12 protein-coding genes and 2 pseudogenes are annotated in these 18165 nt (G+C 61.6%); 7 read left to right on the forward strand and 7 right to left on the reverse strand.

The window, feature by feature from the left end:
• Positions 1–374: 374 nt before the first annotated feature.
• Positions 375–779, forward strand: a complete 405-nt coding sequence (locus tag K288_RS47020) for a DUF4440 domain-containing protein (protein WP_064737368.1) — start codon at positions 375–377, stop codon at positions 777–779.
• Positions 780–936: 157 nt separating this feature from the next.
• Positions 937–2202 (forward strand): annotated as a pseudogene (locus K288_RS54955) (MFS transporter); the annotation flags it as partial.
• Between the two features lie 392 nt (positions 2203–2594).
• Here K288_RS54955 and K288_RS50995 read toward each other — a convergent pair.
• The 4 genes and pseudogenes from K288_RS50995 to K288_RS51000 form a co-directional block, all read right to left on the reverse strand.
• On the reverse strand, positions 2595–3140 hold the full coding sequence (locus K288_RS50995; RefSeq protein WP_084799809.1) for a carboxymuconolactone decarboxylase family protein: 546 nt from the start codon (positions 3138–3140) through the stop codon (positions 2595–2597).
• A gap of 36 nt (positions 3141–3176) precedes the next feature.
• A pseudogene (locus K288_RS0130520) lies at positions 3177–3386 on the reverse strand (nitroreductase family protein); the annotation flags it as partial.
• 40 nt (positions 3387–3426) lie between these two features.
• On the reverse strand, positions 3427–4344 hold the full coding sequence (locus K288_RS0130525; RefSeq protein WP_027582967.1) for an NADP-dependent oxidoreductase: 918 nt from the start codon (positions 4342–4344) through the stop codon (positions 3427–3429).
• A gap of 260 nt (positions 4345–4604) precedes the next feature.
• Positions 4605–5096, reverse strand: coding sequence for an OsmC family protein (locus K288_RS51000; protein WP_160169026.1), 492 nt, complete (start codon positions 5094–5096; stop codon positions 4605–4607).
• An 850-nt stretch (positions 5097–5946) separates the two neighbouring features.
• Here K288_RS51000 and K288_RS0130545 point away from each other — a divergent pair.
• The 4 genes from K288_RS0130545 (at position 5947) to K288_RS0130560 (ending at position 12985) form a co-directional block, all read left to right on the forward strand.
• A complete protein-coding gene (locus tag K288_RS0130545; RefSeq protein WP_244443315.1) occupies positions 5947–7089 on the forward strand; it encodes an efflux RND transporter periplasmic adaptor subunit in 1143 nt (380 codons plus the stop codon).
• Positions 7086–10259, forward strand: a complete 3174-nt coding sequence (locus K288_RS0130550; protein WP_027582970.1) for a multidrug efflux RND transporter permease subunit — start codon at positions 7086–7088, stop codon at positions 10257–10259. Before K288_RS0130545 ends, K288_RS0130550 begins: the two co-directional genes overlap by 4 nt.
• A gap of 393 nt (positions 10260–10652) precedes the next feature.
• Positions 10653–12248: a GMC family oxidoreductase N-terminal domain-containing protein gene (locus tag K288_RS0130555; RefSeq protein WP_027582971.1), complete on the forward strand. Its 1596-nt coding sequence runs from the start codon at positions 10653–10655 to the stop codon at positions 12246–12248.
• 221 nt (positions 12249–12469) lie between these two features.
• Positions 12470–12985 (forward strand): DNA starvation/stationary phase protection protein, encoded by a 516-nt coding sequence (locus tag K288_RS0130560; protein ID WP_027582972.1) that lies wholly within the window; start codon positions 12470–12472, stop codon positions 12983–12985.
• Between the two features lie 230 nt (positions 12986–13215).
• Here the strand turns inward: K288_RS0130560 and K288_RS0130565 are convergent, their stop codons facing one another.
• From K288_RS0130565 to K288_RS0130575, 3 genes are all read right to left on the reverse strand, one after another.
• On the reverse strand, positions 13216–14154 hold the full coding sequence (locus K288_RS0130565; protein ID WP_244443313.1) for an AraC family transcriptional regulator: 939 nt from the start codon (positions 14152–14154) through the stop codon (positions 13216–13218).
• 459 nt (positions 14155–14613) lie between these two features.
• Positions 14614–16842, reverse strand: coding sequence for a xanthine dehydrogenase family protein molybdopterin-binding subunit (locus tag K288_RS0130570; protein ID WP_244443314.1), 2229 nt, complete (start codon positions 16840–16842; stop codon positions 14614–14616).
• Positions 16826–17281: a (2Fe-2S)-binding protein gene (locus tag K288_RS0130575; RefSeq protein ID WP_027582975.1), complete on the reverse strand. Its 456-nt coding sequence runs from the start codon at positions 17279–17281 to the stop codon at positions 16826–16828. The genes K288_RS0130570 and K288_RS0130575 overlap by 17 nt, the downstream gene beginning before the upstream one ends.
• Positions 17282–17873: 592 nt before the next feature.
• Between K288_RS0130575 and K288_RS0130580 the strand changes: the two genes are divergently transcribed.
• Positions 17874–18165, forward strand: a 292-nt coding sequence (locus K288_RS0130580; RefSeq protein WP_027582976.1) for a transposase, incomplete at its 3' end; no start/stop codon positions are given.

An 18165-nucleotide genomic window follows, 5' to 3' on the forward strand; every position in this document is an offset into this window, starting at 1 on the left:
ATTCTGGCGCCTCCTGGCGACAAGCTCGCCGTCTCTGGTTTGTAGGGGTGGTCACTTGCAGTCTCGCTTCAGGTTGTAGGTGTTTCTGAAAGCGGGTCTCACACTGTGGCGGTCGAACCCCGGAGAGGGAAATCACTCTCGCCATAGAATCGATAGGCGATCTTTATTGCGGCTCGCCGCGCGGGCGTGACGCAGTAGCCTGCGCAACTTGCCTTGATTTACGAATGGCGATGAGGACCGTCGCGGCACAATTCCCGGCCGCTATGAAAACTATACGCGCCGGCTATTGGAAAAATTCGTCCGGCACTGCGATCAATAACTGCGACATTCGCAAATCTTACCGAATAGCGCCCAGCAGAAAACAGGAGACCCTGATGTCCGAGAGCTTTCCACTCCCAACTAAACCCGAAGGCGTTATCCCGTCTCTGCTCAAGCGATTTAACTCCGGAAAGATCGAGGCAATGATGGCCTTGTACGCCCCGGAGGCGGTATTCGTCGCGAACGACGGGCGAACCATCACTGATCGCGCCGAGTTCACGGCCATACTCGAGCACGATATCAAGCTCGGCCTGCCGCTGAAGGCAAATGTGCGCCATGTGTTCGTCGGCGGCGACACCGCCCAGATTGTGCTGGACTGGTCAATTGACGGAACAGGTCCTGACGGCAAGATCGTGCACATGCACGGCACAGCGAGCGACATCATGCGGCGCGGCGCGGATGGGTTCTGGCGGTACATTATCGACAATAATCAAGGCACGGCGGTACGACATCCCGCCTGACGTATGTGGGCCACGGCAGCTCTCAGTGATGGAGCCGCTCTTCAGACTGGCGTCGACGATCACCGTGACACCGTGCTGGCGCAGCTGCTGCTGGCTTCGGGCTGCTGGTCAATGAGCTCGCGCCGCGAATCGCGCGACCTTACCTGAGGATTAGGTCGTGAGCAGCGCGTCCCTGATCCTGACCGACCGCGGCCTTGCGCTCTCCGAGCTTAAGGCCGTCGGCGCGCAGGGCAGCACCAAGGTACTCGCCGCGTCGAGCCTGGGCTGCTGCCTCGTGTTCGTCAGCAGCGCCGTCGTCACGGTCGCGCTCGCGGCGATTGGACGAGACATGCGCCTGTCGCCGCTCGACCTGCAGTGGGTGATGAACGCCGAGTTCCTGCCGCTCGCGGCCCTGACCCTGGTCGCCGGCGCTTTGGGTGACCGGTTCGGACAGAAGCGGATCTTCCTCGGGGGGATCGCTCTCTACGGCCTGGGCGCGGCCGCGATTGGTTTCGCACCGAGTTTCGCACCGCTTATCGTCGGCCGCTTCCTGCAAGGCTTGGGCGAAGCCATGATCCTGCCCAACGGCCTTTCCGTGCTTGGGCAGGCTTTTCCCGCCGACGAGAAAGCCCGTGCGGTCGGCATCTGGTCCGCCGCCGCGGCTGTCGCCAGCGGCGTCGCGCCCGCGATCGCGGGCGCGATCCTCGATCACGGGTCCTGGCGGACGACCTTTCTGATGCTCCTGCCTGTGGTCGTCGGCGCGCTGGCCGTCGGCGCCGTGTGGATACCCAAGGACGTCCCGACCAGCCACGCCCGGGTCGACGTCGGTGGCGCGGTCCTTTCGACAGTCGGGCTCGGCGGGCTGGGCGCGGGGCTGACCAACCTGACCAACGGTTCCGGTCCGAACCTTTGGGTGCTCGTCACCCTGATCGTCGGTGTGGGCGGCTTAGCCGGCCTCATCGTGACCCAACGGCGATTAGGCGACAACGCCATGCTGCCCCCGTCCCTCTTCGCCTCGCGGTCGGTCGTCGGCGCGAACCTGTTCACCGCGCTCCTCTTCGGAGCGTTCACGGTCATGCTAACGTTGATCCCGTTCCTGATGATCCGGGGCGCGCACCTGCCGACGCTGGTGGCGGGCCTGGCCTTCATTCCTCTGCAAGTGCTGATTACGGTCGTCTCGCCGCTCGCTGGTATGCTCTGCCGCCGGTTCGGCCGGCGCCTGCCGTTGTTCGCCGGTGGCGCCGTCGTCGCCTTGGGATGCGCCATGGCGCTGCGTATCGGTCCGAGCGCGACCTATTGGGCAGACATCTTCCCCGCCATCCTGTTGCTGGCGCTGGGCATGAGCCTGGCGATCGCGCCGTTGACGACCCTCGTCCTCACCTCCGTCGAGCCCGATCGCGTCGGAACCGCATCTGGCGTCAACAGCGCGGTCTCGCGCGCCGGGTCGCTCTTCGCCATTGCCCTGCTCGGCGGCGTCCTGCAGCAGGGCGGTCCTCAGCTGTTTTCAGGATTTCACATGGCGACGTCAATCGCCGCAGGCACCTGCGGTCTCGCGACGCTCGCAGTGTTCATTATCGAGCCGGGCCCCACATCGACTTCATCCCGCGAGACTGACCCGTGCTGTGTCCGTAGTCAGCCGGCCGGCAAGGTCGAGAGGAAGCAATGCCGCGGAGATGATCGTGGCATGCTAAATTATCCCAACCTTGTCGGCATATACCAAAAGCCCCGACGCGTTCCCAAGAATCTTTCCTGGGTGCATCGAGGCTGCGGCGTTACGCTCGGATCACATAAAAGCTCCAAGCACCCTCGGAGATGGTCGATGCGACCGGATAGAGTTCAGATCGAGCCTGCCGGCGCAACGGCGGGAAAGTCATTTTCGGGATCGAACACGTTATTGAAAAAGTTCGTCAGGGAGTACATGGCAACCAGCGCGACGATCTCGATGACGTTCGCATCCGTGTAGCCGGCATCGCGGACGGCTTTCAGATCGGCGTCACTGACCTTGCCGCGGGTCTCGATGACTTTGCGCGCAAACTGGACGGCGGCGTCCCGCTTCGGGTCGCTGGCATGGCCCTTCCGAGCGAGAATGATTTCATTGGCCGGTAGCTTGGCCATATGATCGGCCGTAAAGCTGTGAACCGTCAGGCAGTAGTCGCAGCCATTCACTTCGGAGACAGCGAGGCCGATGCTGTCACGCGTCTTCACGTCGAGCGCCTTGCTCAAGGAGCCGAGCAGAGCGGCCCATGAGTTGAACGCGATCGGGCTCGCCGCGAAGGTCGCCATCATATTTGGAGTGAACCCGATGTTCTTGGTGAACATATCGAGGTTCGGTTTCGAATCGGCCGGCACCTGTTCCGACTTTAGAGCGGCACATCTTGGCATTGTAGTCCCCCCACGTTATTGATTTTAGAAACAAAATTATACGAGATTCAACGCATCGGCCACCGGACGGCACGGCCTCTGCGGCCAGTTTCCCGGACGCTCCCCTATTGACGACAGCATGACCGGCACTTCGTCCTCAGCCAGCCCGAACTCGCGGTGCACTACTTCGGCATCGAAACCGATCATCGGCGTCGAACCCAGGCCTCGCGAGCGGGCCGCATAGATCATCGCGGCTGCGCCGAAGGATAGGACGCAGCCAGCCGCGTGCATCGAAGGCGCGTGTCGCTCACGGACGAACGCGGATGATCGTCTTCCCGCTGATCCGCTTGCTCGGATTGAAAGCGGCAACGGCTTCGTCGAGGGTCGCGATGTTGCCGATGTTCGTCTGCAGTCGTCCGTCCCGCACCCGCTGGACGATCTCACTCAGTTGAGCACGATCGGACTCGACAACGAAGTCGACCGCCAGGCCGTGGTCAGGCCGCGCCTCGCTCGGCCCGACGATGGACACAAGTGTTCCTCCAGCTCGAATCATGCGCGCGGAACGCTTCCCGATGTCGCCGCCGATGACATCGAACACCAGATCGACTCCGCCGACGTCTTCGAGGACGTCGTTGTCGAGGTCGACAAACTCCTGCGCGCCGAACTCGAGCGCCTTCTGACGATCGGCTGCACGTCCGGTGCCGATGACGTAAGCGCCGGCCAATCGTGCGAGTTGCGTCACCATCGACCCGACCGCGCCGGCTGCGCCGTGCGCGAGGACGCTCTGCCCCGCCTGAAGGCGGCCGTGCTCGAACAATCCCTGCCACGCAGTCAGGCCCGAGATTGGCAGGCTCGCGCCCACCGTGAAGTCGACGTCGCCCGGCAGCGGCGCGAGGTTGCGTGCCTCCACGGCCGCGTACTCCGCCAAGGTGCCGTCGCGAGTCCAGTCCGTGAGGCCGAACACCCGCTGTCCCACTGACAGCCCCGTCGTGCCATAGCCGAGGGCGGTGACCACTCCGGCCAGTTCGTGCCCGGGAATCGACGGTGTCCGGTCACGGTCGAGGCGATCGGTCCACGTCGAGGGCCACGTCAGCTCAGTCCCGACGAATCCCGATGCATGAACCTGAACGACGACGTCGTTGATCGCTGCCTGCGGCTCGGGCCGCTTCACCAGCTTCATCCCGGCCGTTCCCGCCGCCTTGTCCGTTACGACGATCGCCTTCATCGTCCACCTCCTTGTGTGTGGTATGTCGTCATCTTCCGAATTCCCTTGCAGGCGAGCAAAAATACGACCGCGAAACTCGATGGTCCAATGACCTGTAGCTATGGAATCGATGCCATCGACGCGGCGCGCGAAGATCAAAGTGCGTCAAACGCAGCAGTGAACCGGAGCCAATGCCGCGCGAGGACACGCGTGAGAGAGAGTTGGGGTATGCATGACAGGCCGCGGTGCCCCGGTGCAGCAATCGACGGCACGAGAGACGCTCAATCCGGATTGATATTCGGAATTTGGAATTCAGCCAGATCATCCTCATAGTTGGCCTGAGGGCTTTCGTCGCGGCCGGACGTGGTAGCGTCGAGGCGTGTGTTAATATCCGCACTAATACCGAGAATTTTGCCAACGGGACAAAGGTTTGCGGCTTCCAGCAAGAACGCTCGCTGTTGCGCGTCGAGTTCTCCCCCCAGCACGAGGGTGCGCTCGAACGAATCTCTTTCGCCCTGGGCGCCGTGGTGGAAGCTGACGCTCACTTCCACTCGCTCCAGCGGAAGTTTCTGGCGCCGAGCCTGAAAACGAACGCTCATAGCGGTGCATGCGGCGAGAGATGCGCCAAGAAGGTCGTAAGGATTGGGACCAGAAGATATGTGGCCGACGCCATCCGGGCCGCCGACAGAAAACTGAGATTCGCCGACGTGGCCAACCAGCGCGCCATGGTTGATTGGGTCGCTTACGACGACAACTTCGCGGATCTTGGTCATGATTAGGTCCCGATCGTTCGAATGATTGATCCACCAGCCTCGACGAGTGTGTACGCCGGCAGCAGCGCAAAATAAGTCTTGGAGTTCGTGCGAGATTGCAGCGCCGCGTCCTCTCCAGCCAGTGCCTTCAGCAACTAAATCCGGCGACCATTCCGGTAAAGCTATCATATCCATAACCGCCACGAATGCTCTGTGAAGTCAGCGCCGTTACTCATGCCGGTCATGAATGACCCACAGTGCCCCGCGCGCTTTTTGCCGTTCCGTACGCCATGTAAGAACTTCTCTCGGGGCTCGCTACGCGAATCTCGCGGTACCAGTTGTGCAAGCCGCAACGGCATCGGCTGCAGATTTAGCCACTGAACGCCGCTTGGAAGCCTGAATAAAAACGTCGGCTTCGAGTGCCATGCGGCTTGTGGCATTCCTCGCTACGGCATCACGCCGCGCAGCGAGCGGCAATAACGACCGTTTATCGACTCCATGGCGAGAGGTGATTTTCCTCGCCGGCGTTGCAAGGTCATCCTCCAAAGCATCGTCGTGCCGAAACTTGCGGTTCCGCGTGGCAAGGTTCGGGTCTCGGTCTCGGCCAGGTTCAGCATTTGTCCGAGAAAACGGCAGCGTCCTTGAAATCAAGTCCGAGGTCGGCATCGGAACGGCGGTGCGAATGCTGCTGCCTGTATCGAGACGGCCCGACGGTAACGGTGTCGACCGGTCCAATTCAATTGCAACATCCTAGGTCCTTGGAGAGACGGAAGTGAGTACGACTGACAGAACGGAGCATCCTGCCCCGGCGACCCGGCTCGATCGCGGTTCGTTTCGTCGCCTTCCACGATGCGGCAGCGCACCGATCGGCATGCTGTTTGCGCTGGCGCTCGCTGGCTGCAACGAGAAGGCGCAATCGCAGGCGGCCGCGCCCCCGCCGCCGCCCGTGACAGTCGCACAACCAGTCAAGCGTACGGTCACCGACTGGGACGAGTTCACCGGCCGCTTCGAGGCGATCGAGGAGGTTCAGGTCCGTGCCCGCGTCGGCGGCTTCGTCAACAGTGTGGAGTTCAAGGATGGTGCGATCGTCCGCGCTGGCGATCTGCTTTACATCATCGATCCGCGCCCGTTCGAGGCAGTCGTGCTGCAAGCCGAGGGGCAGCTGGCCGATGCACGCGCCAAGGAAGAGCTTACCAAGCGCGATCTCGAGCGCGGCCTGAACCTCGTGCAGACCAGTGCTGTCTCCGAACAAGTCGTCGACCAGCGCCGCCAGGCGTTGCAGGCGGCGCGCGCCGCCGAGACCCAGGCCGAAGGCGCGCTGAAGGCCGCCCAGCTCAATGTCGAATTCACCCATGTGCTGGCGCCGATCACCGGCCGCGTCAGCCGCCATCTGGTGACTCCGGGCAATCTGGTGCAGGGCAGCGAGGGCGGCGCGACGCTGCTCACCTCGATCGTGTCGCTCGACCCGATCTACATCTATTTCGACGTCGACGAGGCGACCTATCAGCGCAACAGCAAGCTCTGGTTCGAAGGCAAGCGTCCGAGCTCGCGCGACACCCCGAACCCGGTGCAGGTGACACTCGCCGGCGAGATAAAGCCCTCGCATGAGGGGAAGATGGACTTCCTCGACAATCGGCTGGACATCTCAACCGCGACGCTGCGCAGCCGCGCAATCGTCCCGAACAAGGATCTCTCGATCCTGCCGGGGCAGTTTGGCCGCGTCAGGATCATCGGCTCCTCGCCCTACGAGGCGCTGCTGATTCCGGACACCGCTATAGCCACCGACCAGTCGCGCAAGATCGTGTTCGTGGTCAAGGACGACAACACGGTGGAGGCAAGGCCGGTTGTGCTCGGGCCGCTCGATGAGGGGCTGCGCGTGATTCGCGAGGGCCTCAAGGCGGAGGATCACGTCATTGTGGACGGGCTGCAGCGTGTCCGCGTCGGCGCCAAGGTGGCACCGAAAATGGCGCAGGCGCCGGCAGGCGACGAGGCTCCGGCAGGTGCCAAGCCATGAATCTCGGAAGGCTTTCCGTCAACCAGCCCATCCTCGCGATGGTGCTGTCGATCGTGCTGCTGATCGTCGGCGCGATCGCCTACCAAACGCTGCCGGTCTCGGAATATCCGCAGGTCGTGCCGCCGACCGTTACCGTCACCACGCAATATCCCGGCGCTTCGGCGCAGACCGTATCCGACACCGTCGCCGCCCCGATCGAGCAGGAGATCAACGGCGTCGAGGACATGCTGTATCTCTACAGCCAGGCGACCTCGAACGGCCAGCTCACGATCACCGTCACCTTCAAGCTCGGCACCGACCTCGACAAGGCCCAGGTGCTGGTTCAGAACCGCGTCGCGATCGCGCAGCCGAGGCTGCCCGATGAGGTGCAGCGCAACGGCGTCGTCACCCGCAAGAACTCGCCCGACATCCTGATGGCTGTGTTCGTGCTGTCGCCCGACGACTCGTTCGATCAGCTCTACATCTCCAACTACACGCTGCTGCAGGTCCGCGATCAGCTTTTGCGGCTCGACGGCGTCGGTGACATCCAGATGTTTGGCGCGCGCGACTACTCGATGCGGTTGTGGCTCGATCCCGACCGGATTGCTGATGTCGGTCTGACATCGAGCGAGGTGCTGGCGGCAATCCGCGCCCAGAACCTGCAGATCGCCGGCGGACAGATCGCTGAGCCGCCGATTGTCGATCGCGCATTCCAGCCGAACCTCGTCTTCACTGGGCGCCTCAAAGATATCAGCCAGTTCGAGGACATCGTGGTGAAGGCCGGCTCGGATGGTCGTACGTTGCGGCTGCGCGATGTCGCCCGCGTCGAGCTCGGTGCGCTGTCCTACGCCACCAGCAGCCGCATACTGCGCAAGTCGGCCGTCGCAATGGTGGTGACGCAACGGCCCGGATCGAACGCGCTCGCCACCGCGAAGGCTATCTCCACCACCATGGCGAAGCTGAAGGAGAGCTTTCCGAAGGGGCTCGACTACGATATCGGCTACAACCCCACCGAATTCATCGCCCAATCGGTCCATGAGCTGATCAAGACGGTCTACGAGGCGATGGCGCTCGTCGTCATCGTGGTGCTGGTGTTTTTGCAGGGGTGGCGCCCCGCGATCATCCCGATCGTCGCGATTCCGGTGTCGTTGGTCGGCACCTTCGCGGTGATGGCGGCGCTCGGATTCTCGATCAATAATTTGACGCTGTTCGGTCTGGTTCTCGCGGTCGGCATCGTGGTCGACGATGCTATCGTGGTTGTCGAGAATGTCGCGCGACATCTCCAGCTCGGTCTGAGCCGGCGCGAGGCGGCGCTCAAGACCATGGAGGAGGTCGGCGGCGCGCTGGTGTCGATCGCGCTCGTGCTGTGCGCTGTGTTCGTACCGACAGCGTTTCTCGGTGGCATCTCCGGCCAGTTCTTCCAGCAATTCGCTGTCACCATCGCGGTCGCGACCGCGATCTCCTGCTTCTGCTCGCTGACGCTGTCGCCGGCGCTGGCCTCGCAGATCCTTACTCCGCACGAGGAGAAACGTCCGCCGGCGCGCTGGAACATCATTGCGCGCGGCTGGGACGGCTTCACCGCGCTGTTCAACCGCATCTTCGATCGCCTGGCGCACGGCTACGCGGCCGCCGCCAACTTCGTGATCCGGCATACGGCGGTGATGCTTGTGATCTATCTCGCGCTGATCGGCAGCGCCGGCTGGCTGCTCGCCACCACCTCGCAGGGCTTCATTCCCGAACAGGATCGCGGTTACCTCATCATCTCGGTGCAATTGCCAGGCGCCGCGTCGCTGGCGCGGACGGCTGCGGTGGTGCACGAAATCGAGCGGATCGCGCTGGATACGCCAGGTATCGACCATGTCGGGGCGTTCAACGGCTTCTCCGGCGCTACGCGCACGCAGGCCGGCAACGCCGCAGCGCTGTTCCCGGTGTTCGAAGAGCCGGAGGCACGGCTGAAGAAGGGATTGTCGGCCAACGCGATCACGGCCGATCTGCGCAAGCGGCTGTCAGTGATCCAGGGCGCTTTCATCATCGTCATTCCACCGCCGGCGGTACCAGGCATCGGCACTGGCGGCGGCTTCACCATCCGCATCCAGGATCGGCAAGGCCGCGGCCCTGAGCTGCTGGCGGCTGCGACCGACGAACTGGTGGCGGCCGCGCGCAAGTCACCGAATCTCACGTCGGTGTTCTCGCCGTTCTTCGCCAACACGCCGCAGCTGTTCGTCGACATCGATCGCGTCAAGGCGCAGAAGCTCGGGGTGCCGATCGCCAACATCAATGACACCATTCAGACCTATTTCGGCTCGACCTACGTCAATGACTTCAATTTGTTCGGCCGCACCTATCACGTTACGGCGCAGGCCGACCTCCCATTCCGCAAGGAGACCTCCGACCTGGCGCGGCTGCGCACCCGCAACGCCGCTGGCGACATGGTGATGCTCGGCAGCGTCGTGGACTTCAAGAACATCTCGGGCCCCGATCGTGTCGCGCGTTACAATCTCTACTCCGCGTCCGAGCTGCAGGGTGAGCCGGCGCCGGGCGTGAGCTCGACGACGGCGCTCAACACCATCAAGCAACTGGCCGACGAAACATTGCCCAGCGGCTTTTCCTTCGAATGGACCGATCTGTCCTATCAGCAGGTGACGGGTGGCAATGCCGGCCTCTATGTGTTCCCGATCTGCGTGCTGTTCGTCTATCTGGTGCTGGCGGCGCAATATGGTAGCTGGACGCTGCCATTCGCGGTGATCCTGATCGTGCCGATGTGCCTGTTCGCGGCCACCATCGGCGTGCGCATCATGAGCCAGGACGTCAACATCCTGACCCAGATCGGCTTCGTGGTGCTGGTGGGACTTGCCGCCAAGAACGCGATCCTGATCGTCGAGTTCGCGCGCGACATCGAGCTCAAGGGCAGGTCGCGGCTGGAGGCTGTCATCGAGGCCTGCCGGCTCCGCCTGCGGCCGATCCTGATGACCTCGTTCGCCTTCATCCTCGGCGTGCTGCCGCTGGTGGTATCGACCGGCTCCGGCTCGGAGATGCGTCAGGCGGTTGGCGTCGCCGTGTTCTTCGGCATGCTCGGCGTCACGCTGTTCGGCCTGATCTTCACGCCGATCTTCTACATGGTGGTGCGCAACCTCGCGGAAGGCAAGAACGAGGGCAAGCCGACCCAGACGACCGCGGCAGCGGCGGAGTGAGTCGCGGTGACGCCTATGCGCGATGAAGCCGGAACACTATCTCCGTCACCCTGAGGAGCGCGGAACGCGCGTCTCGCTCGACCTGCACCTTCTCGGCGGACTGGAGCTTCGCTGATCGCCATCTCGTCTCAGATATTTGAGAAGACCAAAACGTCGGTTTCGAGGTGCGACGTGGCTAGTGGCCTTCCTTGCGACGGCATCACGTCGCGCGGCGAGCGGCAATAACGATCGTCTATCGACTCTATGGCGAGAGGTGATTTCCCCCGCGGGCGTTGCAAGGGCACTCTCCAAAAGCATGGTCCAATCAATCTCAGGATCAGGCACCGTGATGGCGCCGCGCCAGCTCCGGGTATTGATTCAACGATACTAATGGCGCGAAATAGAAAGACGCTGATGTCTCAAAAGGAGTACGACATTGTCATTGTTGGCGCGGGCGCGGCCGGCTGCGTCGTTGCGAGTTATCTCGCCGAACACACCGATGCGTCGATCGCGCTGATCGAAGCAGGCGACCTGGATCGCGATCCGTTCATCCACATTCCCGCTGGCTTCGCCAATATACTGGTACACGATCGGCATGTCTGGAAATACGAGACGGTGCCCCAGCATGGCACCAAGCGAGCTTATCGCTCAGGCAAGGTACTCGGCGGCGGCTCCTCGATCAACGCGATGTGCTACGTCCGTGGTCAGATACGCGACTTCGCCGCGTGGCAGGACGCGGTCGGCGACACCGGCAAATGGTCGTATAGAGACCTGCTTCCCGTCTTCATGGCGCAGGAACGCAACGACACCTTCCACGACGAATATCACGGCATCAATGGTGGTCTGGCGGTCCAGTTGCCCAAGGGCATCAATAAGCTGAACGAATATTGCCTCAAGGCATTCCAGGAATATGGGGTTCCCTATAATTCCGACTATAACGGCAAGAGCCAAGTCGGCGTCTCGCCGGTGCAGTCGACGGTCGGAGATCAGCGCCGGTGCAGTGCGGTCGACGCTTATCTGCGTCCGCACCTCGCCTCGGGCCGCATCACTCTTCTCACCGGCAAGACCGTCATTCGGATTCTTATCGAAAACAAGCGGGCTGCCGGCATCGAGCTGAAGGACAACGGCCTCGAGAGGATCAAGGCCGGCGAGGTCGTGCTGTCGGCCGGGTCCGTCCATAGCCCGAAGATCCTCATGCACTCGGGCATTGGACCGGCCGAGCACCTTCGCGAGCACGGCATCGCCGTGAACGTCGATTCTCCGGGGGTGGGTGAAAATCTCCACGACCACCCGATGGTACCGGTCCGTGCCTATGTGAAGGGCGATCTCGGCTATCAGGCGGCCGCGCAGGGAATCGGCACTGTGAAGGCGGGCCTGCGTTATCTCGTCACCAAGGATGGCCCGGCGTCGGGCAACGGCATCGAGACGGTGACCCACTGGAATCCGTCCGACTTCACCGCCGAACCGACGATCCAATGCTATCACGCTCCTATCGTCTTGAACGAGCAACTCGGGCCGGCGGGCGACCGCTCGGGCATCACTTTCGAACTCGTGGTGCTTCAGCCCAAGAGCCGTGGCTGGGTGCGGCTGGCCGACAGCGACCCGACGTCGATGCCCTTCATCAACCCAAACTTCATCGGCGAGGACGAAGACTTGAGGGTCGCGGTGGAATCGGTGCGCGCGATCCGCGAGGTTATGGCCCAGGAGTCGTTAGCGTCGGTGATCGAGGAGGAGATCGATCCCGGCCCGCATATCCAGTCGGACGCGGAGATCGGCGAATGGGTGAAGCGTGTCGTGACGACAATGTGGCACCCGGTCGGCACCTGCCGGATGGGCCAGGATGCGCGAGCGGTGGTCGACGCAAGGCTCAGGGTCCGCGGGGTCGACAGCCTCCGGGTGATCGACGCCTCGATCATGCCGAACATCACTAGCGGCAATACCAACGCCCCGACCCAGGCGCTTGCGCGCCACGCCGCGGCGATGCTGGTCGAGGATCTGAAGCGGACCTAGGGAGTTCTGGCGCGAGCCGACGACAGCGATGGCCGCGGTCCCCCGCCCACGCCCGCTGGGGGGGGGCGCGGGAGGTGTCTATACTCTTGTAAGGAATAGGCGGGCGGGGTGTTCGTGATCGTGACCCACTGCCACTCGGTGAACAGTTTCGCAGAATTGCTGATTCAGAAGCATCCTCCGGCGAACAGCAGGACTGCGTCAATACCGAAGGAGGGATCAAAATGAATATAGAAGACGCGAAAACGCGCGGCGAGGCGCCACTCGACACGCCGAGCAATCTCGGCTCCAATGCCACCAAGGATATTTCGGGCGCCCTCACTGTGCTTCTGGCAGACGTGTTCGCGCTTTACGTCAAGACCAAGAACATCCATTGGCACATATCAGGCGCGCATTTCCGGGACTATCACCTCCTCCTTGATGAGCAGGCCACGCAGATTTTCGCGATGACGGACGAGATCGCGGAAAGAGCCCGCAAAATCGGCGGCACGACGACCCGCTCGATCGGCCCCATCGCCAGGGTGAAGCATATCGAGGGCAATGATGCGGATTTCGTCACGCCCGAAGACATGCTGGCCGAGCTGAAGGAAGACAACTTTGCGCTCACCCAGCGCATGCGGCAGACCCACAATGTCTGCGACGAGCATGGCGATGTCGCCACGGCCAGCCTGATCGAAAACTGGATCGATGAGGCGGAAAGCCGCTCATGGTTCCTGTTCGAGGCGACCAGGAGAGCTTGACCCCGAGTGCACGCCCACCCGCGAAGCTCGACTGCCTACGCCCCCGCAAAAATCCCTCCGCTTGTGATGACCTCGGTACACAAGGAGCTGGTGCCGCACACGTCCAACGCGTCAGGCACTCCCTCTAGGATGCTTAGGGTATGCGTCGTAGAGTGCATTTCTGTATGACGCAAAGCGGGGGACACGCCGTGACGGGCGGCCCACTTCTTGCTATAGATCGTACCTCGTTCTCAGATATCCTTCTGGGCTTTGCCCTCCCTGGCTATCCGCCGATAGTCGCTCGGATCTCGTTCATACGCCTTTCGAAAAGCTCGCACAAAACTTGAACGGCTCTCGTACCCTGCATTAAGAGCAACGACGTCGATCGACATCGTCGTTGTCGTCAAATCGATCGCGGCCTGGCGCATTCTCAAGTCTCGCAAGATGACCATCGGGGATTGTCCGAAGATGTCCGAGAATCGCGCCATGAACGCCGAACGACTCAATCCTGCACTGTGTGCCAAGCTTTGAACTGAATGGGCGGCTCCCGGCCGCGCCACCATATCTGCAAAAGCACGGGTGACCTGCCTGTCGGCAAGTATCGAGAATCGCTCAGTCCACCGCTGGCATGACTTAAGGGACCGTCGCACCAATGAGACAACGATTTGCTTGAGCAGAGACGCCGTCATGGCTCCAACGCCGACCTCTTGCTGTAGCAGCTCGTCCATAGCCTCGCGAAGCTTCAGATCGATCTTGTCCGCAGGCTCGAACTGCTCGATCACCGGTTCGCGGAGTTCTCCGAACAGCCTCACAGATTGACCAAAGGATGCGTTAAAAAAGCCGCATATCTGAACGATTTCGGGTTGCTCGTTTGGCGCAGCGATGCGGAGGATGCCGTCTTGACGAGTCCAGCAGTCTCTCGAAATGAGCTTCAGTGGGCCACTTCCACCGTCAACCTCGATCATGAATGGAGTGTTTGGCGGCACGATGATGAGCAAATGAGGGCTCAACGGCATCTTTGGTCCGCCGTTGATCGACATGCGTCCCACGCCACTCAAGTTGTAGTGGATCCCGGGTGCGTCAATCATTCCCATTTCGGCTCGATGGCCGTGCGGCACCAGAAGCTCAGTCAGGGCGATGACATCGATGTTGAGCGCCTGCATCAAGTTGTTGAGGTCTGTTGTAGACAATTTGACAGTGGAGCTCGCGGGCAGCGAAACGTTCTGCCCGACGAGAGCCTGCCTTGGAACTGCTTTCGGGGTATTCCGCATGATTGTAGTGGCCCTTTACTGCGTGGCTACCGGCGCCGATAATGCTCCGAAGCCCGTTCTCTAAGGATCAGCGAGGGCGTCGCCATGCTCGTTCGTACCACTGAACTTCGTCTCTTGCCATCGATTCGCGCGACGTCTTGAGACGAATTGGGACCCCTGAACGGACCAGGCCGTAATTCGGTTGCAGGCACTACGTAGGGAGCCCACATGACAGCTTCGAAGCGGATCGAGTTTGCGACCCGAGACGGCGTCCTTCTGAGAGGTGATTTCTTCCGAGCGGAGAACGCGAGGGCTCCTATAGTCGTTGTGCTTGGGAGCTCTGGTCCCGGACCGTCATTCCCGTGCGCGCTGCGATGCGTTCGGGATGACGGGCAAAGACTATGACGATGACTTCAGCGAATCCGTATCGATCGGAAGGCTGCGCAGGCGCTTGCCGGTGGCAGCGAAGATCGCATTTGTGACTGCAGCACTGACAATGGCTGTCGGAGCTTCACCGATGCCACCTGGAGCTTCCGCGTTCTTGATCAAGTGCGTCTCCACCACTGGCACCTCGTCGATACGCATCGGCAGATAGCTGTCGAAATTGCTCTGCTCGACGCGTCCATTCTTGAAAGTGATTGCCCCATGGAGCGCAGCGGTCAGCCCGAAAAGCGTTCCACCCTGAACCTGTGCTTCGATCGTATCGGGATTGACGTACATGCCGCAATCAATCGCACAGACGATCCGCTTGACTTTGACAGAGCCATCGGCCGCCACTTCGACCTCAGCAACCTGCGACGTGTAGCTTCCGTATGCGAATTGTACCGAAATCCCGCGGCCATGCCGCGCGGGAAGTGGTGATCCCCACCCCGCTTTTTCCGCAGCAAGCGACAGAACGGCAAGCGCTCGCGGATTGTGGCCAAGCAATCCCTTGCGATAAGCGACGGGATCCTGCTTCGCAGCATGCGCGAGCTCATCTATGAAGCTTTCGACCACAAAAACATTGTGAGTCGGTCCGACACCGCGCCACCAAGACGTCCGGACACCAGGGGGCTCGACCCGGACAAAGTCGACATGGATATTGGGCAGTTCATAGGGCGGCTCGGCCGCCGCTTCTACGGCATCGGGGTCCAATCCGTCCTTGACGTAAGGGGGATAGTAGCGAGCCATGACTGAGGAGCCGGCGATCCGATGCGTCCAGGCAACCGGCTTGCCGGCCGCATCAAGTCCGGCCGACAGCCGATCCAGATAGTACGGCCGATACATATCGTGCTGGATGTCTTCCTCGCGACTCCAGATCACCTTCACCGGGCCGTCGACGTGCTTGGCGATCTTGACGGCGAGGATCGTACCATCGGCTTCCAGCCGTCGGCCGAAGCCGCCACCAATCAGATGATTGTGAATTTTGATCGCATCCTTTGGCAGGCCGGTGAGTTCGGCCACCTGAGACTGCGTGATCGTAGGCGCCTGTGTTCCGACCCAAAGGTCGCAACGATCCTTCTGCAGATGAACGGTACAGTTCATCGGCTCCATCGCCGCATGGGCCAGGAAAGGCACCTGATAGATGGCGTCAACCCGTTGCGCTGCCTCCGCAAGCGCCTTCGCCACATCACCGACGTTACGGGCAACCGCGCCCGGCTTTTTGGATTCCTCCTCCAATTGCTTGACGATATCGGCGTTGCTGACCTTGCCATTCGGCCCGTCGTCCCACGTGATCGCGGCGGCCTCGAGCCCCTTCTTCGCCGCACCCATGTGATCCGCTACCACGGCAACAGCTTCATCGATATTCACCACCTGCCGGACGCCCTTCACTGCCAGCGCGGCCTTCTCGTCCACCGTTTTCGCTTTACCACCGAGCACAGGCGAAATAGCAACCGCCGCAACCTTCATACCCGGCAGTCGCGTATCGATGCCGTAGAGCGCGCGCCCATCGACCTTTATTGCCGAATCCACGCGCTTGGCACGCGTGCCGATCAGCGTGAAATCCTTCGGATCCTTCAGTTTGACGTTTGCCGCAGGCGGCACAGGCAATTTCGCCGCGGCCTTCGCAAGTTCGCCGTAGCTCAGATGCTTCGAGCCCGACGCATCAAATACGACGCCACCCTTGGCGCGGCAAGTCGCTGGATCGACATTCCAGCGCTTTGCGGCTGCTGCTATCAGCAGATTTCGACCTACCGCCCCCGCCTGACGCAGCGGTATCCAGAAGGCGCGGACAGAGGCGGAACCACCTGTATTTTGAATGCCTATGATCGAGTTGGCGTAAAGCGCATGATTGGGCGGCGCATGCTGAACCTGAATCTGGTCAAGCTTCACTTCCAGTTCTTCAGCGAGAAGCATCGAGAGCGACGTGTAAACCCCCTGCCCCATCTCGATCATCGGAATGACAAGGGTCACGGCGCCGGTTGGATTGATCCGTATAAATCCATTCGGCGCGAAAGCACCCATGACCTCGTCTTCGACCACCTGCGAAGCAGGCGCCGCGAAGACGGACTCCGTGCTTGCACCGGTCAGCGCAAAACCAAGCAGCAAACCTGTGCCCTGTAGAAAGGCACGCCGCGACATCGCTTTTTCATCGGCGATCTGCTCTCTCAGAGTAAGCCTATCCATGATGTCAAACTCCCGCAGCATGCTTGATCGCAGCGCGGATGCGCTGATAGGTGCCGCATCGGCAGACATTCCCCGACATGGCGGCGTCGATGTCGTCATCCGTCGGCTTCGGCGTGTCCTTCAGGAGCGCCGCCGCCGACATGATCTGGCCGGACTGGCAATAGCCGCACTGCACCACCTCCAGCTCCAGCCACGCCTTCTGCAAGGCCGCGCCCTGCGGGGCCCGGCCGATCGCCTCGATCGTGGTGACCGCGCTGTCGCCAACGCTGTCGACCGTTGTCTGGCAGGAGCGGACCGCTTGGCCGTCGATATGCACGGTGCAGGCGCCGCACAGCGCCTGGCCGCAGCCGAACTTGGTCCCGGTCATGCCGAGCACATCGCGCAGCACCCACAGCAGCGGGGCGTCGCCGTCGACATCGACATCATGGGGTGTACCGTTGATCTTTAACGTGAAAGCCATGGATGCCTCTTGAGCGCGTAAGGAGTGAGCGGTGAGCCGACGAACACCCACGCATTGAAATTCTTCGCAGGATCAAGTTGCCCGATGCGGTATGTTCGGGGAGATTGGATTCGGATTGAGGTTGCGCTGGGCGTTACTCGATGAAATCTGCGACAGTGGCACCCATTGATCGCAGCGCGGGACAAAATTTTCCAATAGCCCGCATGTATAGTTTCCATAGCAGCGGGGAATACTGCTGCGACGGTCCTCTCTGCCATTCGTAAATCAGGGGCAAGTGCGCAGGCCGCGACGGCATTGATTGCCGATACAGCGGCTGAACGCGGCTTAGGCTTCTCTTCAGAATAAGAACATCGGTCGTGCAGTTTTGCACCTTTCCTGGCGCAAATTGAGCGCCGCGACTCAGCTAAAATGAAGGCGACAACGAGGGCCTATCGAGCGGGAGGGAGCGCTGACCGATTGCGATCGATGTAGTTCGGCGCTCGACGTAACAAGCGTCCGGATGAAGTGCTCAAATCGGAACAATGACGGGCACTAGGAGCCTGTCCGAGTAGTCCCTGTTCAATTGGGTGGGAGTCTGATTTTATTGGCGGCGATGAGCAAGTATTTTCGCCTCTGGAAGATTGATCAGCCGCAGCTTCTGCCGCCCAGCGTGCAGGATTTCGTACCGAGGGACCACTTGTCACGGTTCATCGTGGAACTGGTGCGGGAGAGCCTCGACCTCACCGAGATTATCAGCAGCTACACGAGTGCACTCGGCCAGCCGCCGTTCGATCCGCGCCTGATGGTGGCGCTGCTGCTCAACGGCTATGCGAGCGGCATCTACTCCTCCCGGCGCATCGCCAAGGCGTGCATCGAGCGCGCCGACTTCATGATGATCGCAGCCC

The organism is Bradyrhizobium sp. Ai1a-2 (assembly GCF_000426245.1).
In the GTDB taxonomy this organism is placed as follows: domain Bacteria; phylum Pseudomonadota; class Alphaproteobacteria; order Rhizobiales; family Xanthobacteraceae; genus Bradyrhizobium.